The organism is Thalassobacter stenotrophicus (assembly GCF_001458315.1).
In the GTDB taxonomy this organism is placed as follows: domain Bacteria; phylum Pseudomonadota; class Alphaproteobacteria; order Rhodobacterales; family Rhodobacteraceae; genus Thalassobacter; species Thalassobacter stenotrophicus.
In genome coordinates this window covers 147,541-172,281 of record NZ_CYRX01000025.1, presented here as the reverse complement: position 1 = coordinate 172,281, position 24,741 = coordinate 147,541, and the positions used below count along the sequence as shown (strand labels likewise).

Here is a 24,741-nt window from a genome sequence, read left to right as displayed (position 1 = left end):
CTCTCCCTTGCGCCAATCTGCTTTCTCATGCCCCGACAACGTGCTTTTGTGCAACCATGCTTAGTCTCGATCATATCGCCATCACCGCCCCCGACCTTGCAACGGGTGTCGCACATACCGAAGCACAATTGGGCATGACACTAGGCCCCGGGGGACAACACCCCGACATGGGCACGCACAATCGCCTACTTTCGTTGGGCCCTGATTTTTACATGGAGGTTATCTCGATTGACCCCAACGCACCAGCACCCGCGCGCACCCGCTGGTTTGACCTTGACAGCGGGCCAGTGGCCCCCTCTCTGAGCCATTGGATTTGCCGCACTCCCGACCTGCCCGCAGCCCTTGCGCAGGCGCCAGCGGGCACAGGCACGCCCCTGTCGTTATCGCGCGCGCATTTGCGGTGGCAAATGGCCGTGCCTGACACAGGGCGCTTACCGTTTGATGATACGCACCCGGCGTTGATTTCATGGCAAAGCGCGCCACCCGTGCTGCCCGACAGCGGCGCGCGACTGGCAGAGTTGATCATCACGCACCCGCAGGCCGATGCGCTGGCCGCCCAGCTGGCCCTGAACGACCCGCGCGTGCGGTTTGAAACAGGCCCGGCCAAAGCCCTGCGCGCAATCATCGACACCCCCAACGGGCAACGGGTCCTACAGTGATCCGGCGCGCGACACCCTCGGATCACGCGGCCCTTATGACCTTGATCAACGATGTGATTGCGCAGCCGCATATAACCTTTCGCGCGGCCCCCAAGACCGACGCCGAGATTGAGGCCCTTATTGCGGGGCCTGCTTGGGTCGCAGAGCGCGATGGTCATGTGGTGGGCTACGCCGCCTACGGTCCCTTTCGCGGCTCGGACGGGTATCGCCACACCGCAGAGCATTCCATCGCCATCACGGACGCGGCACATGGGACCGGGCTTGGCCGTGCATTGATGTCCACGCTTGAGGAGGCCGCACAGCGCGATAACATTCGCACCCTCGTGGCCGGGATTTCGGGCAGCAACCCGGCGGGCATCGCCTTTCACACCGCAGTCGGGTTTGTCCCGGCAGGAACCTTGCCAAATGTGGGGTACAAGGCAGGCGCATGGCATGATCTGATTTTCATGACCAAAGCCCTTGCCCCCGCCCAAGGCGCGTAGTTTCATACCGACATGTCGATTTGGTCCCGCATCGCCGACGCGCTTGCCGCCCTCGCCTCTGGCGAGGGGCTGCGCGATGTGTTGGATCGCCTGCGATCCCCGCCTGAGATGTCCGTGGCCTTTACCATCGCCACAATCGCGCTGGGGGCCAAGATGGCTAAGGCCGACGGCCAAGTGACCCGCGATGAGGTCGCCGCCTTTCGCGCCGTGTTCACCATCCCGCCCTCACAAATGGATCACGCAGCGCGCGTTTTTGACCTCGCGCGCCAAGATGTGGCGGGCTTTGATGCATATGCCCGCCAAATTGCGCGCATGTTCACCACCGGGTCCGAAACGCTACGCGATCTGCTGGAGGGGTTGTTTTACATCGCCATGGCCGACGGCCAGTACCATCCGCTGGAGGATGAGTTTCTGGCCGCTGTATCCAACATCTTTGGCCTGACGGAGCGTGAATTTACCGCAATCCGAGCCCGTTTCGTGCCGGGCGCCGAACCTGATTGCCACGCGGTTCTGGGTGTAGACCCCGACACCCCCCTGCCCGAAATCCGTGCGGCATGGCGCGCCATGGTGCGTGAAAACCACCCCGACCGGATGATGGCCCGTGGCCTGCCGGAAGAGGCGATCAAACTGGCCGAAAACCGGCTGATTGCGATCAACGCCGCGTGGGAGAAAATCTCAAACTCCCACCCCGACGCCTAAGCGATGCGGCTGGCCACTTATAACATCGAGTGGTTTTCCAACCTGTTTACCGATGCAAATAAGCCTGACCCATCTGAGGAATGGTCCGGCAGATGGAACATCACGCGCGCGGCACAACTGACGGCTTTGAAATCCGTTTTCCACGCGATGGATGCCGATGCGGTGATGGTGATTGAGGCCCCTGATCAGAGCCCCTCTCGCAATTGCACCCAAGCGCTGGAACGTTTTGCGGAATGGGCCGGGCTACGCACCACCAAAGCTGTGACCGGGTTTGAAAGCCATACCCAGCAAGAGATCGCCCTGCTTTTCGACCCCACTGTGCTGAGCGCCCAGCATGATCCCCGCGAAAGTGAGGCCGCCCCAAGGTTTGACAAGAAATTCAAGCGCGACCTCGATGTGGACGACAGGCCCGAGACCGTCGTTTGGTCAAAGCCACCCTGCGAATTGGCCCTGACAACTGCACGCGGCACGGCGCTGCGGCTGATCGGCGTGCATGCCAAATCCAAAGCCCCCCACGGCGCGCGGAATGATGCGGACGCCATGCGGCTCAGCATCGCCAACCGGCGCAAGCAGCACGCACAGTGTCTTTGGTTGCGTGCCCGGCTGGATGCGGATTTAGCAGCCGGGGAGGATATGATTGTTCTGGGTGACTTCAACGATGGCCCGGGCCTTGATCAGTTCGAAGAGCTGTTTGGCCGCTCGGGGGTTGAGATCGTTTTGGGCGCGGACGGGGCGCACCCGCTGTATGACCCCAACGCGCTGCTTCCCCTGCGGCCCGGCGCGGCACAGGCCAGCTCTGCGCGCTTTTATAACAGGCAAACCAAGCGCTATTTCAATGCGTTAATTGACTTCGTGATGGTGTCACAGCGCCTACGTCCGCTTACAACATGGCGCATACTTCACCCTTTTGACGACCCTGCGTGTTTTGATGACGCGGATTTGCGCGATGCGCTGCTTCTTGCCTCTGACCACTTTCCGGTTGTGGTGGAAATTGACATCTGACCCAGCCAGACCCACCTTTTGGGGTATGAAACACCTTATTCTGATCGCCGCGCTTAGCTGCGCCAGCCCAGCCATCGCCCAAGATGCCGACGACCCGATGCAAGAGGGGTTGGACCGTTTGGGCGAGGGCAGCCGCCTGTTGATGGAGGGATTGATGGGCGAACTGGCGCCGTTGTTGGACGACGTGGGTGAGTTGGGCGCACAGATGGCCCCCTTTGTGAACGACTTGCGAGAGCATCTTGGCGATGCCTTTGAAGGCCTCAATGCCTATCATCCGCCCGAAATCCTGCCCAATGGCGATATAATCCTACGCAAAAAGCAAAAGACGCCCCAACCCGAAGGGGATGAGGCGCCGATTGAAGCTCCGATTGAGCTGTGAGCTTTTAGAACGGAACGCGGGTCGCGACGCCGGTCTTGAGCGCCAGATCCACCACGGCCTCAGCCACCGCCAAATCCTGTAGCCCCACGCCAGTGCCGTCGAACAACGTCACCTCTTCGGCTGAGGTACGGCCCGGATGGGTGCCGTTGATCACGGCGCCAATCTCGGTGATCGCGGCCTCCGTGATCAGGCCGCTTGCAATGGCGTGCTGCGCCTCACCGATGGTGGTGCTTTGGGCGATTTCATCCGTGAACACGGTCGCGCGGGCCACAAGAGCAGCCTCGACCTCTTGCTTGCCTTTGGTGTCCGTGCCCATGCAGGCAACGTGGGTGCCTGCGGTGACTTGGGCGTCATGCAGGATGGCATCAAAGCTGGACGTGATTGAGATAATCACGTCAGCCTCCGCGCCCAAACGGTCCAGATCGACGGCCTCAAACGGCAAGCCCGCCTCGGTCGCGACAGCCTCCAGCCGGCTGAGCATCTCGGGGTGGTAGTTCCAGCCGATGACCTTTTCAAACGGGCGCTGCGCAAGGGCCGCGCGCATCTGAAATGCGGACTGATGGCCTGCACCGATCATGCCCAACACTTTGCTGTCCGCGCGCGCCAGATGTTTGATCGACACCGCGGACGCGGCAGCCGTACGCAACGCAGTGAGCAGGTTGCCCCCCACCATCGCCTTGGGCCGTCCGGTATCCCGGTCAAACAGGATCACGGTGGATTGGTGGTTGGTTAGGCCCTTCGCCTCATTGCCCGGCCAATAGCCACCGGACTTGAGGCCCAGCGCCCCACCTGCCCGATCAAAGCCCGACTTAAAGCCATAAAGCGCGTCAGCATGGCCAATGGCCTCGCGGATGACGGGAAAGTTGTAGGCATCTTTGCGCGCCATCGCGCCAAAAATGGCCTCAACTGCGTCAAACGCGGCCTCTGGTGTCATCAGCCCGGCGATCTCCGCCTCCGGGACGATGATAATTTCATGCGATTTCATAGGGGAGCCGTCCATTCTAGAATGCCTTCCCGCGTGCGGAGATTGGCCAAAGCGTTTCGACCTTGCCGTTGCGCACGCCAACGTACCAATCGTGGACGTTGCAGGTTGGATCACAATGACCCGGCACCAGTTTCAGCTTGTCATTGACCTTGAGCAGCCCATCGGGGTCCGCCACAACGCCGTGTTCATCGGAGCATTTGACATATTCTACGTCATCACGCCCAAAAATCACCGGCAGGCCGCTGTCGATGGATTGCGCCTTGAGGCCCGCATCAACAATCGCCTTGTCGGCCTTTGCGTGGGACATCACGGACGTCAGGATGAACAGCGCGTTTTCCCATTCACCTTGGTCGATCCGGTTGCCATCGGCGTCCAAAATGCGGCCATAGTCCGCGTCCATAAACGCGTAAGAGCCGCATTGCAGTTCGTTATAAACGCCTGATGTGCCCTCAAAATAATAGGAGCCTGTGCCACCACCACCGACGATATCACACTCCAGCCCCTCGGCCTTGAGCGTATCGACCGCATCCTTGACCTGTGCCACGGCAATCTCAATCTTGGCTTTGCGGTCCGCGTAACTATCCATGTGCTGCATCGCACCTTGATAGGCTTGCAAACCCGCAAATTTCAGCCCCTCAGCGGCATCAATTGCCTTGGCGATTTCCACAACGGCGGGGGTGGTTGTCACGCCACAGCGGCCCGCGCCACAGTCGATTTCCACGATGCACTCAATCTGGGTGCCATGCTTGACGGCGGCGGCAGATAGGTCCGCGACGTTGGCCACATCATCCACACAACAGATCGCTCGGGCACCCAGCTTGGGCAGGCGCGCTAGGCGGTCGATCTTTTGCGGGTCGCGCACTTGGTTCGAGACCAGCACATCCTTGATCCCGCCACGGGCAAAAACCTCCGCCTCAGACACCTTTTGGCAGCACACACCCACGGAGCCGCCCAGACATTCCTGCAACAAAGCTACATCAACGGATTTGTGCATCTTGCCGTGGACCCGGTGGCGCATGCCATGCGCCTTGGCCCAATCGCCCATCTTTTTGATATTCCGCTCGAGCGCGTCCAAATCCAGCACAAGACAGGGTGTTTGAATGTCCGCCTCATCCATACCGGGCAGCGCGGGCACGTCGTATCCAACCTCTAAGTCGTTTACGTTCATATCTTTCATCTGATCTCTCCCATAACTCATGACGGGTGGGCGGGGGCCGCACCCAGAAATCCACTGGTGCTCAGAGCATCCAGGGCAGTTTGTCCATATCCACGTTGCCACCAGTCACGATGACACCAACGCGTTTGCCGGCAAAGCGGTCTTTGTTCTTGAGGATCGTGGCCAGAGGCACGGCGCACGACGGCTCCATCACGATCTTCATCCGCTGCCACGTCAGCTTCATCGCATCGATGATTTCCTGCTCCGAGGCGGTTTGGATTTCGGTGACGTGGTTGCTCACGAAGTGCCACGTCAGTTCCTTGAGAGGCACCTTCAGCCCATCGGCAATCGTGACCGGCGCATCGTCGGCGATGATGTGACCTGCCTTAAAGCTGCGATAGGCGTCATCGGCCTGCTCGGGCTCCGAGGCGATGATCTCCACCTTGGGGGCGATGTTCGACAACGTCAGGCAGGTGCCTGAAATCATGCCGCCGCCACCGATGGGGGCGACCATCATATCAACGCCGCCTGTCTGCTCCATAAACTCGACCGAGCACGTGCCCTGCCCCGCAATAACGCGCGGATCGTTGTATGGATGCACAAAGTTGCCACCCGTTGCGGCCTGCACTTCGGCGAACACGGCCTCTCTTGATGTGGTCGAGGGTTCACATTCCGTTATGATCCCGCCGTACCCACGCACGGCGGCTTTTTTCGCCTCTGGCGCGGTGCGGGGCATCACAACGTTGCACGGGATGCCACGGCGGCCCGCCGCGTAAGACAGCGACAAGGCGTGGTTGCCGGAGGAATGCGTGCACACCCCCTTGGCCGCGTCTTCCTCGCTCAGTCCGAACACGGCATTCGTGGCACCGCGTACTTTGAACGCACCCGCTTTTTGAAAGTTCTCACACTTAAAGAACAATTCCGCGCCGACCAGCTCATTGAAATAGCTTGATGTCAGGACAGGCGTGCGGTGGATGTGCGGTTTGATCCGCTCATGCGCGGCCTTCACATCATCGAACGTCGGGATCACAAGTTCTGCCAAGTCTTTCATCCGAATTACTCCGCTGCCATGGCCTGTTGGCGTGTCCCATGACGATACACACCCTGCGCCGCAGCAACGCCGCTGCCGAGCTGAATATCAAGCCCCAGATCCACCATACACATTTCAACTGTGGCCAAACCGCAAAGCGCTTGTGCCTCGGTCAACATGCCCAAATGGCCGATACGGAACACTTTGCCCGCGACCTCGCCCATGCCGACACCAAAGGCCATGTCATAGACCTCGGCGGCGTGGGTCACGATTTCGCCCGCGTCAAAGCCTTCGGGCGTGCGCACTGCGCTGACCGTATCGGACTGCCATTCAGGCCGCTCCGCGCATAACTCGAGGCCCCAAGCGGCAACTGCCGCCCGGACCCCATCCGCAATGCGGCGGTGGCGGGCAAACACATTTTCCAAGCCCTCTTCCAGCAGCATATCACACGCCAGTTTGAGGCCGTTCAAAAGACCTACGGGTGGCGTGTAAGGATAGCCGTTCACGGCGTAGCCCTTTTGCATGTCGCGCAGATCAAAGAACGTGCGCGGCAGTTTGGCCGTTGCCATCGCCCCCAAGGCCCGCTGGCTCACCCCAACGATCGCCAAACCCGCTGGCAGCATAAAACCCTTTTGCGAGCCGGTGACTGCGATATCCACGCCCCATGCGTCCATTTCAAAGTTCATGGAACCGATGGAGCTGACCCCATCTACCAACAACAACGCGGGGTGATCAGACGCATCCATCGCCGCACGCAGCCCCGCAATGTCGGACACAACGCCGGTCGCGGTCTCATTGTGGGTGGCGAGCACGGCTTTGATCCGGTGTTCGGTGTCTTGTGCCAAAACCTCGCCGTAGCGATCGACCGGCAGCCCCTGCCCCCAAGCGGTGTCCAAAACAATCACGTCCAGCCCGTGGCGTTCGCACATATCAATCCAACGGTGCGAGAACATGCCGTTACGACCCACCAGAACCGTATCACCAGGGCTGAGTGTGTTGGTCAGCGCCGTTTCCCAGCCGCCCGTCCCAGTCGATGGAAACACGAACACTTCAGCCGAAGTCGTCTTGAGCACCTTTTTCACGCCCTCAAGCGCGGGGTGCAGAATGCCAGCAAACGCCGCGGACCGGTGGTCGAGCGTGGGCATATCACAGGATTTACGCAGAACTTCGGGCATGTTCGTCGGGCCCGGGATGAAAACAGGGTTTTGGCTAATCATTGAAAATTCCTCCACTTCCCTTTCCGTTCTAAAGACCCGCACGGCATCGGTCTATTTTTTTGAAAAAGTATTTCATTTATGCACAGTGGGAAATTATCATTCAATTTTAGAGGCTTGTATTTTTCAAATTACGATATACTTTTTCATTAAGCGAAAAATAATCATTGGATGCCATCAGATGAAGTCGAAACGCGGACGCCCCAAGGCCTTTCACGACACCACAGAACAGAACACCATTCAGTCGCTGGACCGTGCCTTGCATGTGGTGAATTACGTCGCCCAAAGCCCGGATCGCAGCCTGACCGAAATCGCCACAGCCCTCGAGCAATCACCAGCCACGGTTTACCGCGTGCTGGTGACACTCGCGGGCCATCAGATGGTGGAAATGGACCCAGCCGAGCAGACTTGGCACATCGGTGCCGGTGCATTTCGGCTCGGATCCGCGTTTTTGCGGCGCAGTTCGCTGGTGGAACGGGCCCGCCCCGTGATGCGCCACCTGATGGAGCGCACAGGTGAAACCGCCAATATCGGGATTGAAAAAAACGGCCGCGTTCTGTTTTTGGGGCAAGTCGAAACACACGAAAGTATCCGAGCGTTTTTTCCGCCGGGCACACAGGCGCCAATGCACACATCGGGCATCGGCAAAGCGATCCTGTCGCATTTTGGACCGGACCGCGTACACAAAATCTTTGAGAGTGAGGCAGAAACGTATTTCACAGCCCATTCCCTAGGGACGCTAGACGCGCTGACGGATGACTTGGCGCTCACCCGGACGCGCGGGTTCGCCGTGGACAATGAGGAGCGGACATTGGGAATGCGCTGCATTGCAGCACCGATTTTCAACTCTGAGGGTGAAGCTATCGCCGGTTTGTCCATCTCGGGCCCAGTGGTGCGGATATCGCAGGACCGTGTGCCTGAGATCAGCCGCGCCGTCACCGAGGCCGCACACAAACTGACCGAAGCCATCGGCGGCCCAGCCATGCCGGTCGAATCGTAGGGCAACCAGCGGTTAAGATTAGGTAATAATTTGAGTGCGCCGCGTGATTTAGCTGCTTGCTTTGGGCGCATCTCGCCCGAATATTGAGCACCCAGCCAGAGTAAAATGCGCCACCGTGCAGTTGCAGAAAAATTCTTTGAGAATTATGCAGTCGCAGCATTGACCCACATGCACCGAGACCCAATATTGATGTTATCAAGCACGGAACAGCTTCTCCTCCTCCCTTGCCTGTTCTTGTGTCTTGCAGGACTACGCGGCTCCTTCGAACGCATATTGAGCGCTTCGTCGGAGCCGCATTTTTCCCCCGCACACCTATTTCAGCATTGGCAAATATAGGCGACGGCCCTTAGGCTTACGCATGCCTACGCCACTGACAAACCTGCCAAACATTGGCCCCGCAATGGCGGATATGTTTGCGAAAGCTGACATTCACGACGCTGAAACCTTGCGCGATATGGGCACGGACGCGGCCTACGGGGCGCTCTTGCGCACTGGCAAGCGCCCACACTTCATCCCGTTTTACGTGATTGAGATGGCATTACAGGGCCGACCCTGGAATGATTGCAAAGGCCGCGAAAAAGAAGCGCTGCGCGTTCGGTTCGAAGCTGTGAAAGCCGCCAACCATGACACCGACCGCGCGGCCTTTGAGGCCATCATGGACGCCATCGGCGTGCTCGACCGACCCTAAAATGCAAAACGGCGCCCAAAGGCGCCGCTTTTATTCGGTTATAAAGCGTCAGGTGCCTTAGCCAACCAGCTCAAGACCCGAGAAGAAGTATGCGATTTCTTCTGCAGCTGTGTCTTCGCCATCGGATCCGTGAACCGAGTTTTCGCCGATCGACAGCGCGAACTCTTTGCGGATTGTGCCTTCGGCAGCTTCGGCTGGGTTTGTTGCGCCCATAACTTCGCGGTTTTTCGCGATAGCGTCTTCACCTTCGAGAACCTGAACAACGATCGGCTCAGAGATCATGAATTCACACAGTTCGCCAAAGAAAGGGCGCTCTTTGTGGACGCCGTAGAACGTCTGAGCTTGGGCCAGCGTCATTTGGATACGCTTGGATGCAACGACGCGCAGGCCAGCGGCCTCGAACTTGGCGACGATTGCGCCAGTCAGGTTGCGTTTGGTGGCGTCGGGTTTGATGATGCTAAAAGTGCGCTGAATGGCCATGGGTCATACTCCGGGGTTAATTGTCTCGCGCGCCTTAGCACTGGCGGACGCGGATGGAAAGCCAGATGAAATCACCTGCGTGCCTGCAATTGACAAGCCCACGCGCCCGCGTCACACCGCCCCCATGCTCCAAATCTCCGATCTTTCGTATTCTATCGCTGGCCGCCCCCTGTTTGAGGGCGCGACCGCGACCATTCCCGCTGGTCACAAAGTGGGCCTCGTTGGCAAAAACGGCGCGGGTAAAACCACGCTGTTTCGTTTGATCAGGGGGGAATTGGCGCTCGATTCTGGCGCGCTGTCATTGCCCAGCAAGGCCCGCATTGGCGGCGTCGCGCAGGAGGTCCCCTCTTCATCCACGTCGCTGATCGACACGGTGCTGGCCGCCGATACCGAGCGCGCGTCGCTCATGGCAGAGGCGGACACAGCGACCGACCCCGGCCGCATCGCAGAGGTCCAGGCACGTTTGGCTGACATCGATGCATGGTCCGCCGAGGCCCGCGCCGCAACCATTCTGCGCGGTCTGGGCTTTTCCCCCAGCGACCAGTTGCGCCCTTGTTCGGATTATTCAGGCGGCTGGCGGATGCGCGTGGCCCTTGCGGGTGTTCTGTTTGCCCAGCCTGACCTGCTTCTGCTCGATGAGCCGACCAACTATCTCGACCTTGAGGGCGCGTTGTGGCTTGAAGCATATCTGGCCAAATACCCCCACACGGTGCTTATCATTTCGCACGACCGCGGCCTGTTGAACCGCGCTGTGGGCGGCATTCTGCATTTGGAAAACAAAGAGCTCACCTATTACCAAGGCCCATACGATCAATTCGCGCGCCAACGCGCTGAGCGATTGTTGATCCAAGCCGCAGAGGCCAAGAAACAAGCCCTGCGCCGCGACCACCTGCAAAGCTTTGTGGACCGGTTCAAGGCCAAGGCGTCCAAGGCGAAACAAGCCCAGTCACGGGTCAAAATGCTGGAGAAAATGACCCCCATCACAGCGCCCGAAGAAGCGCGCCAGATGGTGTTCACTTTCCCCACACCCGAAGAGCTTTCCCCGCCGATTGTGCGGCTTGAAGGAGCCTCAACCGGGTATGGCGGCGTAGAGATTTTGCGCCGTATGGACCTGCGGATTGACCAAGATGACCGCATTGCCTTGCTGGGCAAGAACGGTGAAGGAAAATCCACACTTTCCAAGCTGTTGTCCGACAAACTTAGCGTGATTGAAGGCAAGCGCACGGCGTCGTCAAAACTGCGGATCGGTTATTTCGCGCAGCACCAAGTGGACGAGCTGCACATCGAAGAAACCCCGCTTCAGCACATCCAACGTGTGCGCCCCGGCGAGATGCCACCAAAGCTGCGCGCCCGGCTTGCGGGCTTTGGTCTTATGGCCGACCAAGCCGACACCGAGGTTGGCCGCCTATCTGGTGGGCAAAAGGCACGTCTGTCCTTGCTGCTGGCCACGATTGATGCCCCCCACCTGCTGATCCTCGATGAGCCGACAAACCACCTTGATATCGAAAGCCGCGAGGCGCTGGTTGAGGCGCTGACCGCGTATTCGGGCGCGGTGGTTTTGGTCAGCCACGACATGCACCTGCTCAGCCTTGTTGCGGACCGGCTGTGGCTCGTCAAAGACGGCAATGTCGCCCCCTACGAGGGTGATCTGGAAAGCTACCGCGCGCTTTTGCTGCAAAAAGACACTAAACCGCAGAAGCCCAACAAGACGGATAAGCCCAAGGCGCCCAAACCGTCGCGCGATCAAATCCTCGCGCTAAAGTCCGAGCTGCGCAAATGCGAAGAACGGGTCAGCAAGATTGGCCAGATGCAGGACAAACTTGCCAAAAAGCTCGCCGATCCCGCCTTGTATGAGGACGACAAAAAGGGTGAGCTGGAGACATGGAACAAGAAATACGCCGAAGTCATGGACGGGCTTGATCGGGCGGAGGCCATGTGGCTTGCGGCGCAAGAAAAGCTAGACGCCGCGCAGAAGCGCGCGTGACAGGGCCATGACCCAAGCCGAAGCCATCACAGCCTTTGTGGCTTTGTTCGTGGTCATCGACCCCATTGGGTTGGCCCCCTTGTTCATCGCGTTGACCCGTGGCGCGGCACCCCGTGCGCGGTTCATCATCGGCGCCCGCGCTGTCGCAGTGGCTGCGGCACTCTTGCTATTGTTCGGCCTCGCGGGTGAGGCGGTGCTTGATTTCCTCGGGATATCTTTGCCCGCATTTCAGATCGCAGGGGGCATTTTGCTGTTCCTCACCGCGCTCGACATGTTGTTCGACCGTCGCACCAAGCGGCGCGAAGATCAGGCGCATACGCTGGAAGAAGACCCCTCGATCTTTCCCCTCGCCATGCCGCTGATCGCAGGCCCCGGTGCGATTGCAACGGTGATCTTGTTGTCCGGTCAGGCGCAGGGTGATCCGCTTTATTTGGCGCAAGTCATGGGGGTCGCGGCCTTGGTTCTTGGCGGTGTTTTGCTGCTCTTTAGCCTTGCGAGCCCGGTGGAACGGCTGCTTGGGCCCACCGGCATTAACGTAGTGACACGCCTGTTGGGCATGCTTTTGGCCGCACTTTCGGTGCAATTCGTGCTGAACGGCATCCTCGCCATTTGGCCAAACTGATCTGCGGCCCTATATGATGGGTCATGACTGGCGACGATATTGCAAACCTCATCTACCTGTCCGTTCTGATCCTTGTGATCGGCGGCTATTTCATTGCGGTCAGCCGCACGAACCTGCCTAAAATGCTGCAGCAAGGCGCCATTTGGGTGTTCATCTTTATCGGGGCCATTACGGTTGCGGGCCTTTGGAGCGAGATGGGCACAACGTCATTCCCACGCCAATCCGTGATCCAAACGGATGGCAGCACGATCGTATCCGCCCCTAGGGATCGTGATGGCCACTACTACCTGTCGCTTATCATCAATGACGCGCCCATCCGGTTTGTGGTGGATACAGGCGCCACGGATTTGGTCCTGACCAAAGAAGACGCGGCGCGCGTTGGGCTGGACCCCAAACAACTTGCCTATCTGAGTATTGCGAACACCGCGAATGGCCAAGTTCGTCTGGCCCGCGTGCGCCTAGACAGCGTGCAACTGGGTGATATCACGGATCAAGACGTTCGCGCCGTTGTCAACGAAGGCGACATGCGCGAAAGCCTTTTGGGCATGACCTATCTGCAAAAATTCGGGCGCATTCAGATTGAGGGCAACCGCCTGACGCTGATCCGTTAGCGCCGCCAGAATTGCAGCGTAAAGAGCGCGTAAACCACCATTAACTCAAGCCGTCCGACCAGCATACCTGCGGCCAGCAGCCATTTGGCCGTGTCGTTGATGCTGACAAAGGATCCCGCCGGGCCAATGGTATCCCCCAAGCCGGGGCCCACGTTCGCAAGGGCGGTCGCAGCGCCCGACAGCGACGTCGTGAAATCGAGGCCCGTCATCCCCAGCAGCACCGACAGCACTCCGATGGACACCACAAACACCACAAAGAACGCCATGACCGAGGACAAGACATCCGGCCCCACGCGCCGCCCGTCATAACGGATCGCGAATATCCCGTGGGGCGAGTGGATTTGCCGGATCTGCATCACGATGGCTTTGAACAGCAACTGGTAGCGAAAGACCTTGATCGAACACGCCGTCGACCCAGCGCAGCCGCCTATCAGCCCTGCAAAGAACAGGATCACCACCGCGAGGCTGCCCCACTGCATATAGTCCGCGCTTGCGTAGCCCGTCCCGGTCAGGATCGAGACCGAGTTGAACAATGCAGCGCGAAACGCGGCCTCAGACATTTGGCCTTGGTCCAGCAAACGCACCCCAACCATGACCGCGACCAACACTCCCGCGATCCCGAAAAACAACCGCACCTGACTGTCTTGCAACAACGGCTGCGCCGTACCGGCCGCCAATTGTACGAACCGCACAAACGGCAGAGCCGCCAGCGCCATGAAGACCACCGCCACATATTGCACCAACGGCCCAAACGCGCTGAATGAGGCATCGGTGTTCGCAAACCCGCCCGTGGCCACGGTGGTCATGGCATGGACGATGGCGTCAAATGGCTCCATGCCTGCGGCGGCATAGGCCAGCGCGCAGGCGGCCGTAATCCCAAGGTAAATCACCGAAATAGAGCCCGCGATTTGCGTGGCCCTCGGCAGGATTTTCCCAAACGTATCAAACCCCTCTGAGCGGAAGATTTGCATCCCCCCGATTTTGAGTTCGGGCAGGAACACCATCGCGACCACGATCACCCCGATGCCCCCAAACCACTGCAACATGCCGCGCCACAACAGCAATCCACGGGGCAATGCCTCAAGCCCTGTGAACACGGTGGAGCCGGTGGTGGTCAGGCCCGACATCGCCTCAAAGAAGGCATCCACGATGCGGGCCTCTGTGGCGCCCATCCAAAACGGCAGAGCCGCGAAAATCGGCAGAACGAACCAGACGCCCGTCGTCAGCAAAAAGGTCTGTTGCAGGGACAGGCGGGCGCGTTGGGCATTCGCACAAGCCAACGCCATGCCGACCCCGATCAAAAACGTCACGGTTGCGGACTCGAGGAAAACGATCCAATGGCCGTTTTCTTCCCACAGGTCGAGCATCATCGGCGCCAGCATCGCAAGGCCGAAGACAGCCAAAAGCTGGCCAATGACATATCCAACCGGGCGAACGTCTACCATGCGCGCAGCTTTGGGGCGGGGCCGCGAGGGTGTCAAGCCGGGGCTCTTCTAGCCGATGATCGCACCCAAGGCCCAGCCCGCAGCAGCACAGGCAGGCAGCGCCCGCGCCAACCCCCACCCACGCCACATCATCAACACAGCCGCAAAGCCCGCCAGCACAAGAGCCAGTGGCACGAACGCGGCCCAATCAGGCACCCACACCCGGACCAGCCCCCATTGCAGGCGTTCGCCGCCCGCAAACACCACATTCAGCGCAAACCACAACGATAGGTTCGCAATCACCCCGACAACAGCGGCGGACACCCCCGCCAATGCGCCCTGTAATCGCGGCGCGTGGGCGAGCCGTTCGATGTATGGCGCGCCCGCAAATATCCATAGAAAACAGGGGGCAAAGGTCGCCCACAGCGTAACCAAACCCGCCGCAAGCCCCATGCCCCATGTGTATGCACCGGCCATGATGCCCACAAACAGCGTCACAAGGATCAACGGGCCCGGTGTCGTCTCCGCAAGGCCCAAGCCATCGACCATTTGGGCCGCGCTCAGCCACCCCTGCCCCTCAACCGCGACCTGCGCCATATAGGCCAGCACCGCGTAGGCGCCGCCGAATGTGATGACGGCAAGCCAGCTGAAAAACACCGCGATCTCGGGCAGCACCGTCTGTGGAAATGCCAAAGCGACAGCCCCAAGCGGCAAAAGCCAAACCGCCCCCCATGTGACGATGCGCACCACGGTCCCCTGCCACGGGATGGCCGGGGATGCGGGTGCCGAAACGTCCGAGGGCGAACACCAAATCGCCCCGACGCCCGCGGCTACGCCCAAAATCACGGGAAACGGCACTTGAAAGACGAACAGGGCCGCAAAGGCCCCGAACGCGAGCAGATAGGCCGCCGCGCCCTTCAAAGTCTTGGCCGCAAGCCGCCGAAGCGCCAGCGCGACAATGACCAGAACTGCCGCCTTGATGCCCAAAAATGCCGCCTGCACATCGGGCAGCGCGCCAAATGCAATGTAGATCGCCGTCAACGCGCCCACCACCACGGCCCCGGGCAGCACGAACAACAAGCCCGCAACAACGCCGCCCAATGTGCCCCGCAGCCGCCATCCGGCATAGGTACACAGCTGCATCGCCTCCGGCCCCGGCAGCATCATGCAAAAGCTGAGGGCGCGCAGAAACTCCGCCTCCGTCAGCCACTGTCGATCTTTGACAAGCGTGTCGTGCATCACCACGATCTGCGCCGCTGGCCCGCCGAACGACAAAAGGCCAATGCGCAAAAAGGCCCGCGTAAGATCGGACATCGGGATCATGGCAGTGTCAACGCGGCACGGCAAATGCGCCGATTAGCCGACGTGAAACAGCGATTGGAACAAGCGCGGGTCAAGCGAGCGGGCGGCGAACGTATCACCCTCCGTCAGGACCGAAATCGCGTCATGGCTATGCAAGCTTTCTTGGTGGCTAGCGACAACGCGGAAATCCCCGATGCGCGGATCGGCCTTCAGTTGCGCACAAAATGAGCGCGCCGCGTCTTCGACAAAAATCGGGTTGGCAGCGTTTAGTTCGGCAAAGGCCTGCTCATCCTCACGCTTGACCATCACTTGCGTTTCCGTGGGCACGCCCGCGCGGCACATCTCGATCAGGTCCTCAAACCAAAGGCGGGATGGCCCTGTCACCTCAACGGACACACGCGCCACGGAACGTTGCGAATGGGGTGTTGCCAACTGACCACGGGCCTGACGTGCATGCTCCGATAGCTCAAGCGAGCATGGGCAGGTGCTGGAGTATACGTAATCGAGGTGCATGAATTTCTGGCGCACGCCACCAGTGTCCACGACCTCCATGGCGATGTCGTAATACTGATATCCCGACAGGCCGGACCGCAGGCTATCCACCTTCATCGGAAAGCTGAACCGCATCTGAATACGGGCGTCAAAGCTTTCGAGGTCCGTTTTGTAATCGCTCAACGCGGCTTCGATCACGCCGAGCGAAAATCGCTCTTCGGAGCGGGCATAGAACGTGCGCATGATGCGCGACATGTTGATGCCCTTTTTCTCCGCCTCAAGACTGACGGATCCCGTGACCGACGTCTCTAGCGTCAGTTCGGCGCCCTCACGGGTGTGATAACGGATCGGCAGGCGAAAGTTAGAGATACCAACGTGTTGGATGAGCGCCTTTTCTCCACGGATCAGGCTGGATGGCCCGTTTTGCAGGTCCGGGAGGGTGGCGCGGTACGCATCATCCACGCGGAAATCATCGGGATACGTACGGCTCAGCGCCCTGCCCGTAGCCTCGGCACCGGGCAAAAGCTGCGCAATTTTGGGATCAAGAGCGGCAATCTCAGCCTCAGACGCCGCAGCGGCCCAGCGCTGTAGCGTTACAAGCGCCTCGGCGGCTTGATCATCATTCGGTTGGCGGTCAATTTCCGGTGCGTGGATGTTCATGCCACCCCCCCTTGTGGTTCGCGCGATCAGCAGTGCGGGCACCCCCCGCTTTTTGCGATGGTGTGATATATACGACCAAGTGTCAGAGTTGGTTTACAATTTTACGACACTTTTCCGAGAAAAACGCACCTTTGGCGGGATTCCCCATAAAAACAAGGGAACCCCGGTTGCGCTTCAAACCGCCTCTAGCGCGCCCATAATGTCCGCAATCAGGTCCTCAGTGCCCTCAAGCCCGACCGAAAGCCGCACCAAACCGTCTGTGATGCCCAAGTGCGTCCGCTGATCCACACTAAGCCGTTGGTGAGTCGTCGTGGCCGGGTGGGTCGCGATGGATTTCGCATCACCCAAGTTGTTTGAGATAATGACGATCTCAAGCGCGTTCAGGAACCGGAAAGCCGCCTCTTTGCCGCCCTTGATATCGAGCGCCAAAACCGTGCCGCCCTTTTCCATCTGATGCATCGCAAGCGCGTGTTGCGGGTGGCTCGGCAGACCGGGGAACAAGACGTTTTCAAGGGCTGCATGCCCCTCAAGCGCCGATGCAATCGCGAGCGCCGTGTCGGCTTGGGCATTCACCCGCAGGTCGATATGTTCCAGCCCCTTGAGCATTACCCAAGCGTTGAACGGGCTCATCGCGCCGCCCGTGTGTTTGAGGTATGGCTCCGCCGTTTTGCGCACGAACTCTTGGGTGCCACAGATCACGCCCCCAAGGCAGCGCCCCTGCCCGTCGATGTGCTTGGTCGTGGAATACACGACCACATCCACGCCCATCGCCACCGAATCCTGAAAACAAGGCGTGGCAAAGACATTGTCCATCACGACAGTGGCATCATAGGCATGCGCCAGATCACAGACCGATTTGATATCAATGACTTCTAACGCGGGGTTCGAGATCGATTCAAAAAACACCACCTTCGTATCCGGGCGGATCGCGGCCTGCCACGCGGCAAGGTCGGTGCCATCGACAAACGTCACCTCAACCCCAAATCGGGTCAGGATTTCTTCGAGGATATACAAGCAGGAGCCAAACAGCGCCTTGGCCGAGACCACATGATCCCCGGCTTTCAACAGGCTCATCATCGCGCCGTTCACCGCGGCCATGCCGCTGGCTGTGGCAAAGGCGTCTTCGGTGCCCTCCATCGCGGCGATCCGGTCCTCAAACATCGCGACGGTTGGGTTGCCGTAGCGGGCGTAGATGAACTCCTCACGCCCGCTTTTGATGAAGCGCGCCTCTGCTGCTTCAGCCGATGGATAGACGAAGCCTTGGGTCAGGAACATCGCCTCTGACACCTCGCCATATTGGCTGCGGCGGGTGCCTGCGTGCACAGCACGGGTCCGCTTGGACAGCGCGCGTTTGGACCCTGCGGCGGTTTGAGGTGTGTCTTTCATGGCATCGCTCCTGCATCTGGCCTAAACCGGCAATTGGAGGTGCGGGTGGAGCCAACGCTCCATGACCAACCTCTTTAGCGGCATATTTATAGAGGGCCACAATCCGGTACAAATCCCCTCTCTGACAGCTGGCATAAAGGGCTGGGGCGTTGGTGTCAATTTGCCTGCAATGCCACCCCTGCACAGCACCTAGCCCTTGCGGCGCAGATGAATTCGGGCAACCCTCCGCCCCAACAGGAGGAACTGCCATGACCACGCCCCAAGACCCGATTGAGTTATATTTCTGGCCCACTCCGAACGGTTGGAAAGTCTCTATCGCGCTAGAGGAAATGGGCCTGCCCTACACGCTCAAGCTGATCAACATCGGCGCCGGTGAGCAATTTGCGGCAGAGTTCCTCGCGATTGCGCCCAACAACCGTATGCCCGCCATCGTGGACCCGCAGGGACCGGACGGCAGCCCCATCTCGATCTTCGAATCCGGCGCGATCCTGCAATACCTTGCGCGCAAAACCGGTCAATTCGGCGGCACGACCGAACGGGAACGTATTGCCGTTGAGCAATGGTTGATGTGGCAAATGGGCGGGCTGGGGCCAATGGCGGGTCAGGCGCACCACTTTATGAAATATGCCCCCGCGATGGATCCGCCCAACGACATTCCATACGCCAAAAACCGTTACGGCGCGGAAACGGCACGGCTTTATGGGGTGCTGGATCGGCAGCTCGCCAACAACCGCTATGTGGCTGGCGACTTTTTTTCGATTGCGGACATGTCGATCTGGGGATGGGCATCCCTGTGGGAGGGGCAGCAGCAAACGCTTGACGACAAGCCCCACTTTGCCCGCTGGCTCGCAGAGGTTGGCGCACGGCCCGGTGTGATCGCAGGCCGCGCACTTGCGGCGGAAAAACGCGGGGCGGCCAAAGACCTTGCGCGCAGCAAGACGCTATTCAAATCGGCAAAGTGAGGGGAAAGTTGCCCACGCTACGTCACAATCGCCCGGGGGGACTCGCAAAACGGCGGCGCGCTGATTAAACTTTGTTAAGGTATTTTAAGTGGGGCGCATTATGCAGTCAGAGAGTTTGCAGAAATTCGGCTTTGTAGCGTTGATGATCCTGATGGGTTTGGCGTCATTTGGCGTGCTGGATGGGCAGATCTGAGCATGGCGAAACGCTTTGGTGGAGAATTCAGCCCCGATGGGCGCAGCCAACCGGGGGCTAAGCCCAGCCCGCTGGCCAGCGCCAAGCCGAGCCGCCACAGATTGCGACTGCTGATCCTATTCCTCCTGCCGTTACCGCTGTTGTTTCTAGGCTTGGGCAAACCACCGCTCGCGATGGCCGTCGATTTCACCGCCGCCGCCACGCTGATCTTTGCCGCTTGGCTGTTGCAAGAGGGGCTAAAGGCCGAAAACGCGTTCAATGATCGCAAAATCGCGCGCCGCCCTGCCTTTCCACGAAAAATATGCGCCAGCGTTCTAACAGGCATCGGCATCGCCTTGGCCACGATGGACGGGCTGTCTGGCATCCCCGGCGCCGCCCTTTACGGGATTGTCGGCGGAATTTTGCACAGCTTTTCGTTTGGCATCGACCCCCTGCGCGACAAAGGCATGGAGGGGATCGATACCTTTCAGACCGAGCGCGTGGCCACCGCCCTCGACAAAGCCGAGGGTTATCTGGCCGAGATGAAAGATGCCGCCCTACGCGCCGGTGACCGCGGTGTCATGGCGCGGGTGGATCGGTTTCAAACCACGGCCCGCGTGATGTTTCGCACCGTCGAAGAGGACCCGCGCGACCTATCTGCTGCGCGCAAGTTTCTGGGCATCTACCTGGTGGCGGCCCGTGATGCGACGGTCAAATTCGCGGATCTGTTTGCCCAAACACGCGACGCGCAAACCTTGGCCGACTACGATGCTTTACTCACCGACCTAGAGGCCAGCTTTGAAGCCAAACGCGAAAAACTTTTAGTGGCGGATCGCAGTGATTTAGATATTGAAATTGAAGTATTACGAGACCGTCTTAAGCGTGACGGCCTACTTATTAACGATTAGGAATTTATCATGGAAAAATCAGTACACGAACAAGCAAAAGCCGCCCTCAAAGAGGTCGAAGCTATAAGTGCCGTGGTCCTGCCCGAGCCCACCGCCGAGCTGATCCCGCTGGCCACTGCCGAGGCCCCCGTGGCCGCTGACATCCGCAAGCGCATGGATGAAATCGACCTGAACAATACCGACAGCATCATCGCGTTTGGCTCTGCTGCGCAGGTTGAATTACAAGAGATTTCCCAAGCCATGTTGGCCGACGTCAAGAACAAGGACGTTGGCCCCGCCGGCGACAGTCTGCGGACGATGGTGACCACGATCCGGGGTTTCTCCGTGAGTGAACTGGACGTGCGGCGCAAACGTTCGTGGTGGGAACGGCTCACCGGGCGGGTCGCGCCCTTTGCCAATTTCCTTGCGCGCTATGAGGACGTACAAGAACAGATCGACAAGATCACCGAGACCCTTGAGGGCCATGAACAGACGCTTCTGAAGGACATTAAGTCCCTCGATAAACTCTATGAAAAGACGTTAGATTTTTACCGCGAGCTCGGTCTGTATATCACCGCCGGTGAGGAGAAAATCAAAGAGCTGGACACCAACGTCATTCCTGCCAGGGCCTCTGCGGTCGCCGCTGCCGACCCCGATGACCAAATGATCCTCGCGCAGGAATTGCGCGATATCCGGGCGGCGCGCGATGATCTGGAACGCCGAGTGCACGACCTGAAGCTGACCCGGCAGGTGACGATGCAATCCCTGCCCTCGATCCGGTTGGTGCAAGAAAACGACAAATCGTTGGTGACCAAGATCAACTCGACCCTCGTGAATACCGTGCCCCTATGGGAAACCCAACTGGCGCAAGCCGTCACGATCCAACGCTCCCGCGAGGCGGCCGAAGCCGTGCGCGAGGCCAACGATTTGACCAACCAACTTCTCACGCAAAACGCCGCCAACTTGCGCGAAACCAACAAAATCGTGCGTGAGGAAATGGAACGTGGTGTGTTTGATATCAACGCCGTGAAACAGGCCAATGACGATCTGGTCGCCACGATCAACGAAAGCCTCCAGATCGCGGATGAGGGCAAAGCCCGCCGCGCAGCCGCCGAAGTGGAACTGCAAAAGATGGAGGCAGAGCTGCGCGACACGCTCGCTTCGGCCAAGGCGCGCAAGGACGGCGTGGGCGACACGGCAGGGACTTCGGTGCCCATCGAATGATCCTAACGCGCCGCTCTTTTTCGACGACCATGACGCGGCTTGCCGCGGGGTTTGGGCTATGCGCCCTGATGTGCGCCTGTGCGGGTGCCCCGCCCGAGCCGATCGCTACCAGCCCGATGGTGGCCCCCGGCACGATCCCGGCGATCCCCGCCGTGCGCGGCCCCTCATACGAAAGCAAATCGGCCCGCAAATATTATACCCGGATCGAAAAAGAGCAGGTTGCGCGGGGTTTGATGCGCGTGGACGGCGGTGGGCCGGACGTGCCCTATGACGCCGATGACCTGAGCCGCAATTTTGAACGCGTGGCTTTGTTCAACGAATACACACAAATCGGTGGCCGGTTTGTGGCGGCGCAAACGGCGGCTCAATTGCGCCGCTGGGAGGGTCCTGTGCGCATCGCCCTTCACTTCGGGCCAAGCCTGCCAGAGGCCCAGCAGGCGCGTGACAAAACCCTTGTCCAGAACTACGTCAAACGCCTTGCGCGCGTCACTGGCCACCCGATCAGCCTCGTGTCCAACCCCAAGCGCGCGAATTACCACGTGTTCGTGGTGAGCGTGGATGAGCAGCGCAACCTTGGCGCTCTGATCAAGGCGGTTGAACCCAAGCTGGGCGCGGCAACCATCAAGGAAATGACGAGCCTGACGCGCAACAATTTCTGCGCGGTCTATGCCTCCTCCACGCGGTCGGCACCCTATGTCTATGCCTCGGCCATCGCCCTGATCCGGACGGAACACCCCGACCTGATGCGCGACGCGTGCTATCATGAGGAAATCGCCCAAGGCCTTGGGCTGGCCAACGACAGCCCCAAGGCACGCCCCTCTATTTTCAACGACGACGAAGAATTCGCCTTTCTGACCTCACATGATGAACGGCTTTTGAGCATTTTGTATGACCCCCGGCTTCGCCCCGGGATGACCCCTGACCAAGCCCGCCCCATCGTCGCGCGCCTTGCAAGCGAGCGTGCGCCCAGCGGCTCCATCTGATCTGATTTTCCCGCCTCAGGAGGCACGCATGCCCATTTTCGATTTTCTAAGCGGCCAGTTTATTGACGTCATTCATTGGACCGACGACAGCCGCGACACCATGGTCACCCGGTTTGAACGCGAGGGCCATGAGATCAAATACGGCGCCAAGCTGACCGTACGCGAAGGCCAAGCCGCTGTTTTCATTCACGAAGGCCAGCTGGCCGATGTGTTTACCCCCGGGCTCTACATGCTCGAAACCAACAACATGCCGATCATGACCAGTCTTCAGCACTGGGATCACGGCTTCAAATCGCCCTTCAAGTCTGAGATTTATTTCGTCAACACCAACCGCTTTACTGACCTGAAGTGGGGCACCAAAAACCCGATCACCCTGCGCGATCCTGAGTTTGGCGCTGTGCGGTTGCGGGCCTTTGGCACCTATACTGTTAAGGTAACCGACCCTGCCCGGTTCCTGACGGAAATCGTGGGCACGGATGGCGATTTTACCACCGATGAGATTACCTTTCAGATCCGCAACATCATTGTCCAGGAAGCCTCGCGCGCGTTGGCCAATTCGCGCATCCCGGTGCTGGATATGGCGGCCAATACCCGCGATCTAGGCAAGCTGATTGCAGAGCAGATCAGCGAAACCATCACCGGTTATGGGCTGACCTTGCCGGAGCTATACATCGAAAACGTCTCGCTTCCTGCGGCGGTGGAAAAGGCGCTTGATAAGCGGACCTCGATGGGTGTCTTGGGCGATCTTACGGAATACCAACGCTTTGCCACCGCCGAGGCGATGCAATCGGCCGCGACCACGCCGAACTCTGGCATGGGTGCGGGGCTTGGAATGGGCATGGGCATGGGAATGGCGCAATCCATGGCCCAACCGCGCAGCGGCCCGTGGGGGGCTGTGCCCCAGGCAGCGCCACCACCACCGCCCCCTCCGGTCGAGCATATCTGGCACATCGCCCGCAATGGCCAGACAACGGGGCCGTTTTCCAAGGCAGCGATGGGCAAAATGGTGACCGAGGGCAGCCTCACCCGCGATACGCATGTTTGGACACCGGGCCAAGATGGCTGGCTGCGCGCCGAGGACGTGCGCGAACTGGCGCAGCTGTTCACCGTGATGCCGCCACCTCCGCCCCCCGGCGACTAGGGTGCCTTTACGCGGCCACACATGACTGACGTTCTCGACCACCGATTTCCCTGCGACGCCTGCGGGGCGGACCTGCGGTTTACGCCCGCCGCAGGCCAATTGGTCTGTGACCACTGCGGAAACACCGTCCCGATGGAGGGTCGCCGTGTCGCGACATTGCAGGAAATTGACCTGCACACAGGCCTCAGCCAAGGTGGCTCTGACCTGATGGAGGAAACGCGGGTTTCCACCTGCCCCAATTGTGCGGCTCAGGTCGAGTTTGATCCCGACATCCATGCCGCCGAATGCCCGTTTTGCGCCACCCCGGTGGTCACCGACACGGGCGCGCACCGGCATATCAAACCTGCCGGCGTCCTGCCCTTTGCGCTTGAGGAAACCGCCGCCAAAGAGGCCATGTCAGATTGGTTGGGCGGCCTTTGGTTCGCGCCGAACGGGTTGCAAGCCTATGCCCGCAAGGGACGCAAAATGCAGGGCATCTACGTGCCCTACTGGACGTTTGATGCGGATACGACGACGGATTACACGGGCCAACGCGGTACCGTTTACTATCAAACCGTGACTGTCATGCGTGATGGCAAACCTGTGCGCAAACAGGTGCCGCGCACGCGCTGGCGGACGGTCTCGGGGCGGGTGGCGCGGTTTTTTGATGATGTGCTGGTGCTGGCCTCTCGCTCGCTTCCGGCGCGGTTCACCAAGGCACTTAGCCCATGGGATCTGTCCGCGCTAACCCCCTATACGCCCGAGTTTTTGGCCGGGTTCCGCGCCGAAGGATACACCGTCACGCTTGAGGACGGTTTCGAGGACGCCAAGCAGCAAATGGACGCCGTGATCAACCGTGACATCCGCTTTGATATCGGCGGTGACAAACAACGGATCGACCATGCCCGCACACAGATGCGCAATGTCACGTTCAAACATGTCCTGCTGCCGGTTTGGCTGGCAGCCTACAAATACAGGGGCAAAAGTTACCGCTTTGTGGTGAATGGCCAAACTGGCCGCGTGCAGGGGGAGCGTCCCTATTCGGCATGGAAAATCGGCTTTGCGGTGCTGGCCGGGCTGGTACTTGCGGCGGCAGTGGGCTACGCGATTGCCCTAAGCGAACAGGGAAGGTTTTAAG

The 24,741-nt window shown here is 59.7% G+C and carries 25 protein-coding genes and 1 riboswitch; of the genes, 16 read left to right on the top strand and 9 right to left on the bottom strand.

Annotation, left to right across the window (positions count from 1 at the left end; genetic code table 11):
• Nucleotides 1–56: 56 nt before the first annotated feature.
• From THS5294_RS07970 to THS5294_RS07950, 5 genes are read left to right on the top strand one after another with little or no spacing between them, the layout of a single operon-like run.
• Nucleotides 57–659, top strand: a complete 603-nt coding sequence (locus tag THS5294_RS07970; RefSeq protein WP_058123342.1) for a VOC family protein — start codon at nt 57–59, stop codon at nt 657–659.
• On the top strand, nt 656–1,141 hold the full coding sequence (locus THS5294_RS07965; protein ID WP_058123341.1) for a GNAT family N-acetyltransferase: 486 nt from the start codon (nt 656–658) through the stop codon (nt 1,139–1,141). The genes THS5294_RS07970 and THS5294_RS07965 overlap by 4 nt, the downstream gene beginning before the upstream one ends.
• A gap of 12 nt (nt 1,142–1,153) precedes the next feature.
• Entirely contained in the window at nt 1,154–1,840 is a 687-nt protein-coding gene (locus THS5294_RS07960; RefSeq protein WP_058123340.1) for a molecular chaperone DjiA, read from the top strand.
• Nucleotides 1,841–1,843: 3 nt separating this feature from the next.
• A complete protein-coding gene (locus THS5294_RS07955; RefSeq protein ID WP_058123339.1) occupies nt 1,844–2,842 on the top strand; it encodes an endonuclease/exonuclease/phosphatase family protein in 999 nt (332 codons plus the stop codon).
• Nucleotides 2,843–2,867: 25 nt separating this feature from the next.
• The gene (locus THS5294_RS07950) at nt 2,868–3,221 is read left to right on the top strand and encodes a hypothetical protein (protein WP_058123338.1); all 354 of its coding nucleotides are present in this window, start codon (nt 2,868–2,870) and stop codon (nt 3,219–3,221) included.
• 4 nt (nt 3,222–3,225) lie between these two features.
• On the opposite strand, the gene bhcD is transcribed toward THS5294_RS07950, so the two are convergent.
• From bhcD to bhcA, 4 genes are all read right to left on the bottom strand, one after another.
• A complete protein-coding gene (gene bhcD, locus THS5294_RS07945; RefSeq protein ID WP_058123466.1) occupies nt 3,226–4,191 on the bottom strand; it encodes an iminosuccinate reductase BhcD in 966 nt (321 codons plus the stop codon).
• Nucleotides 4,192–4,222: 31 nt separating this feature from the next.
• Entirely contained in the window at nt 4,223–5,383 is a 1,161-nt protein-coding gene (gene bhcC, locus THS5294_RS07940; RefSeq protein WP_038006426.1) for a 3-hydroxy-D-aspartate aldolase BhcC, read from the bottom strand.
• 61 nt (nt 5,384–5,444) lie between these two features.
• Nucleotides 5,445–6,413: a beta-hydroxyaspartate dehydratase BhcB gene (bhcB, locus tag THS5294_RS07935; protein WP_058123337.1), complete on the bottom strand. Its 969-nt coding sequence runs from the start codon at nt 6,411–6,413 to the stop codon at nt 5,445–5,447.
• Nucleotides 6,414–6,418: 5 nt separating this feature from the next.
• Nucleotides 6,419–7,609, bottom strand: a complete 1,191-nt coding sequence (gene bhcA, locus THS5294_RS07930; protein ID WP_058123336.1) for an L-aspartate--glyoxylate aminotransferase BhcA — start codon at nt 7,607–7,609, stop codon at nt 6,419–6,421.
• A 178-nt stretch (nt 7,610–7,787) separates the two neighbouring features.
• Here bhcA and bhcR point away from each other — a divergent pair, with 178 nt between their 5' ends.
• Both bhcR and THS5294_RS07920 read left to right on the top strand, forming a co-directional pair.
• A complete protein-coding gene (gene bhcR, locus THS5294_RS07925; RefSeq protein WP_058123335.1) occupies nt 7,788–8,606 on the top strand; it encodes an HTH-type transcriptional regulator BhcR in 819 nt (272 codons plus the stop codon).
• A gap of 358 nt (nt 8,607–8,964) precedes the next feature.
• The gene (locus tag THS5294_RS07920; protein WP_058123334.1) at nt 8,965–9,294 is read left to right on the top strand and encodes a TfoX/Sxy family protein; all 330 of its coding nucleotides are present in this window, start codon (nt 8,965–8,967) and stop codon (nt 9,292–9,294) included.
• Between the two features lie 57 nt (nt 9,295–9,351).
• On the opposite strand, the gene ndk is transcribed toward THS5294_RS07920, so the two are convergent.
• The gene (gene ndk, locus THS5294_RS07915) at nt 9,352–9,774 is read right to left on the bottom strand and encodes a nucleoside-diphosphate kinase (RefSeq protein ID WP_038006416.1); all 423 of its coding nucleotides are present in this window, start codon (nt 9,772–9,774) and stop codon (nt 9,352–9,354) included.
• Between the two features lie 124 nt (nt 9,775–9,898).
• On the opposite strand from ndk, the gene THS5294_RS07910 reads away from it, so the two are divergent.
• Genes THS5294_RS07910 through THS5294_RS07900 form a run of 3 tightly spaced genes read left to right on the top strand, consistent with a single transcriptional unit; the run spans nt 9,899 to nt 12,991 of the window.
• On the top strand, nt 9,899–11,758 hold the full coding sequence (locus tag THS5294_RS07910; RefSeq protein WP_038006670.1) for an ABC-F family ATP-binding cassette domain-containing protein: 1,860 nt from the start codon (nt 9,899–9,901) through the stop codon (nt 11,756–11,758).
• A 7-nt stretch (nt 11,759–11,765) separates the two neighbouring features.
• Nucleotides 11,766–12,380 carry a MarC family protein gene (locus THS5294_RS07905; protein WP_058123333.1) on the top strand — a complete coding sequence of 205 codons (615 nt, stop codon included), beginning with the start codon at nt 11,766–11,768 and terminating at the stop codon, nt 12,378–12,380.
• Nucleotides 12,381–12,403: 23 nt separating this feature from the next.
• On the top strand, nt 12,404–12,991 hold the full coding sequence (locus THS5294_RS07900) for a retropepsin-like aspartic protease family protein (RefSeq protein ID WP_058123332.1): 588 nt from the start codon (nt 12,404–12,406) through the stop codon (nt 12,989–12,991).
• Here THS5294_RS07900 and THS5294_RS07895 read toward each other — a convergent pair.
• The 4 genes from THS5294_RS07895 to metZ all read right to left on the bottom strand — a co-directional run bounded on the left by THS5294_RS07895 (nt 12,988) and on the right by metZ (nt 18,255).
• Nucleotides 12,988–14,436: a TrkH family potassium uptake protein gene (locus THS5294_RS07895; RefSeq protein ID WP_058123331.1), complete on the bottom strand. Its 1,449-nt coding sequence runs from the start codon at nt 14,434–14,436 to the stop codon at nt 12,988–12,990. The two genes, THS5294_RS07900 and THS5294_RS07895, sit on opposite strands and share 4 nt — an antisense overlap.
• A 48-nt stretch (nt 14,437–14,484) precedes the next feature.
• Nucleotides 14,485–15,738 carry a chromate efflux transporter gene (chrA, locus tag THS5294_RS07890; protein WP_058123330.1) on the bottom strand — a complete coding sequence of 418 codons (1,254 nt, stop codon included), beginning with the start codon at nt 15,736–15,738 and terminating at the stop codon, nt 14,485–14,487.
• A gap of 33 nt (nt 15,739–15,771) precedes the next feature.
• The gene (folE2, locus tag THS5294_RS07885) at nt 15,772–16,869 is read right to left on the bottom strand and encodes a GTP cyclohydrolase FolE2 (RefSeq protein ID WP_058123329.1); all 1,098 of its coding nucleotides are present in this window, start codon (nt 16,867–16,869) and stop codon (nt 15,772–15,774) included.
• A 174-nt stretch (nt 16,870–17,043) separates the two neighbouring features.
• Nucleotides 17,044–18,255, bottom strand: coding sequence for an O-succinylhomoserine sulfhydrylase (metZ, locus tag THS5294_RS07880; RefSeq protein ID WP_058123328.1), 1,212 nt, complete (start codon nt 18,253–18,255; stop codon nt 17,044–17,046).
• Between the two features lie 53 nt (nt 18,256–18,308).
• A riboswitch (SAM riboswitch) is annotated at nt 18,309–18,385 on the bottom strand.
• A 118-nt stretch (nt 18,386–18,503) separates the two neighbouring features.
• On the opposite strand from metZ, the gene THS5294_RS07875 reads away from it, so the two are divergent.
• The 6 genes from THS5294_RS07875 to THS5294_RS07850 all read left to right on the top strand — a co-directional run bounded on the left by THS5294_RS07875 (nt 18,504) and on the right by THS5294_RS07850 (nt 24,740).
• Complete coding sequence (locus tag THS5294_RS07875) at nt 18,504–19,217, top strand: glutathione S-transferase N-terminal domain-containing protein (RefSeq protein WP_058123327.1); 714 nt, start codon at nt 18,504–18,506, stop codon at nt 19,215–19,217.
• A gap of 195 nt (nt 19,218–19,412) precedes the next feature.
• On the top strand, nt 19,413–20,297 hold the full coding sequence (locus tag THS5294_RS07870; protein ID WP_058123326.1) for a 5-bromo-4-chloroindolyl phosphate hydrolysis family protein: 885 nt from the start codon (nt 19,413–19,415) through the stop codon (nt 20,295–20,297).
• Between the two features lie 9 nt (nt 20,298–20,306).
• Nucleotides 20,307–21,500, top strand: a complete 1,194-nt coding sequence (locus THS5294_RS07865) for a toxic anion resistance protein (RefSeq protein ID WP_038006401.1) — start codon at nt 20,307–20,309, stop codon at nt 21,498–21,500.
• Nucleotides 21,497–22,483, top strand: coding sequence for a DUF2927 domain-containing protein (locus THS5294_RS07860; RefSeq protein ID WP_058123325.1), 987 nt, complete (start codon nt 21,497–21,499; stop codon nt 22,481–22,483). The genes THS5294_RS07865 and THS5294_RS07860 overlap by 4 nt, the downstream gene beginning before the upstream one ends.
• A 28-nt stretch (nt 22,484–22,511) precedes the next feature.
• Entirely contained in the window at nt 22,512–23,624 is a 1,113-nt protein-coding gene (locus THS5294_RS07855; RefSeq protein WP_058123324.1) for an SPFH domain-containing protein, read from the top strand.
• Nucleotides 23,625–23,645: 21 nt separating this feature from the next.
• Nucleotides 23,646–24,740, top strand: a complete 1,095-nt coding sequence (locus tag THS5294_RS07850; RefSeq protein ID WP_058123323.1) for a TFIIB-type zinc finger domain-containing protein — start codon at nt 23,646–23,648, stop codon at nt 24,738–24,740.
• The last annotated feature ends 1 nt before the right edge of the window (nt 24,741 follow it).

What these genes read in the sequence shown, in the direction of transcription:
- THS5294_RS07970 (WP_058123342.1), top strand. Translation starts at nt 57, where the DNA reads ATGCTTAGTCTCGATCATATCGCCATCACCGCCCCCGACCTTGCAACG.
- THS5294_RS07960 (WP_058123340.1), top strand. Translation starts at nt 1,154, where the DNA reads ATGTCGATTTGGTCCCGCATCGCCGACGCGCTTGCCGCCCTCGCCTCT.
- THS5294_RS07955 (WP_058123339.1), top strand. Translation starts at nt 1,844, where the DNA reads ATGCGGCTGGCCACTTATAACATCGAGTGGTTTTCCAACCTGTTTACC.
- THS5294_RS07950 (WP_058123338.1), top strand. Translation starts at nt 2,868, where the DNA reads ATGAAACACCTTATTCTGATCGCCGCGCTTAGCTGCGCCAGCCCAGCC.
- bhcC (WP_038006426.1), bottom strand. Translation starts at nt 5,383, where the DNA reads ATGAAAGATATGAACGTAAACGACTTAGAGGTTGGATACGACGTGCCC.
- bhcB (WP_058123337.1), bottom strand. Translation starts at nt 6,413, where the DNA reads ATGAAAGACTTGGCAGAACTTGTGATCCCGACGTTCGATGATGTGAAG.
- bhcA (WP_058123336.1), bottom strand. Translation starts at nt 7,609, where the DNA reads ATGATTAGCCAAAACCCTGTTTTCATCCCGGGCCCGACGAACATGCCC.
- bhcR (WP_058123335.1), top strand. Translation starts at nt 7,788, where the DNA reads ATGAAGTCGAAACGCGGACGCCCCAAGGCCTTTCACGACACCACAGAA.
- THS5294_RS07920 (WP_058123334.1), top strand. Translation starts at nt 8,965, where the DNA reads ATGCCTACGCCACTGACAAACCTGCCAAACATTGGCCCCGCAATGGCG.
- ndk (WP_038006416.1), bottom strand. Translation starts at nt 9,774, where the DNA reads ATGGCCATTCAGCGCACTTTTAGCATCATCAAACCCGACGCCACCAAA.
- THS5294_RS07910 (WP_038006670.1), top strand. Translation starts at nt 9,899, where the DNA reads ATGCTCCAAATCTCCGATCTTTCGTATTCTATCGCTGGCCGCCCCCTG.
- THS5294_RS07905 (WP_058123333.1), top strand. Translation starts at nt 11,766, where the DNA reads ATGACCCAAGCCGAAGCCATCACAGCCTTTGTGGCTTTGTTCGTGGTC.
- THS5294_RS07900 (WP_058123332.1), top strand. Translation starts at nt 12,404, where the DNA reads ATGACTGGCGACGATATTGCAAACCTCATCTACCTGTCCGTTCTGATC.
- THS5294_RS07895 (WP_058123331.1), bottom strand. Translation starts at nt 14,436, where the DNA reads ATGGTAGACGTTCGCCCGGTTGGATATGTCATTGGCCAGCTTTTGGCT.
- chrA (WP_058123330.1), bottom strand. Translation starts at nt 15,738, where the DNA reads ATGATCCCGATGTCCGATCTTACGCGGGCCTTTTTGCGCATTGGCCTT.
- folE2 (WP_058123329.1), bottom strand. Translation starts at nt 16,869, where the DNA reads ATGAACATCCACGCACCGGAAATTGACCGCCAACCGAATGATGATCAA.
- metZ (WP_058123328.1), bottom strand. Translation starts at nt 18,255, where the DNA reads ATGAAAGACACACCTCAAACCGCCGCAGGGTCCAAACGCGCGCTGTCC.
- THS5294_RS07875 (WP_058123327.1), top strand. Translation starts at nt 18,504, where the DNA reads ATGACCACGCCCCAAGACCCGATTGAGTTATATTTCTGGCCCACTCCG.
- THS5294_RS07870 (WP_058123326.1), top strand. Translation starts at nt 19,413, where the DNA reads ATGGCGAAACGCTTTGGTGGAGAATTCAGCCCCGATGGGCGCAGCCAA.
- THS5294_RS07865 (WP_038006401.1), top strand. Translation starts at nt 20,307, where the DNA reads ATGGAAAAATCAGTACACGAACAAGCAAAAGCCGCCCTCAAAGAGGTC.
- THS5294_RS07860 (WP_058123325.1), top strand. Translation starts at nt 21,497, where the DNA reads ATGATCCTAACGCGCCGCTCTTTTTCGACGACCATGACGCGGCTTGCC.
- THS5294_RS07855 (WP_058123324.1), top strand. Translation starts at nt 22,512, where the DNA reads ATGCCCATTTTCGATTTTCTAAGCGGCCAGTTTATTGACGTCATTCAT.
- THS5294_RS07850 (WP_058123323.1), top strand. Translation starts at nt 23,646, where the DNA reads ATGACTGACGTTCTCGACCACCGATTTCCCTGCGACGCCTGCGGGGCG.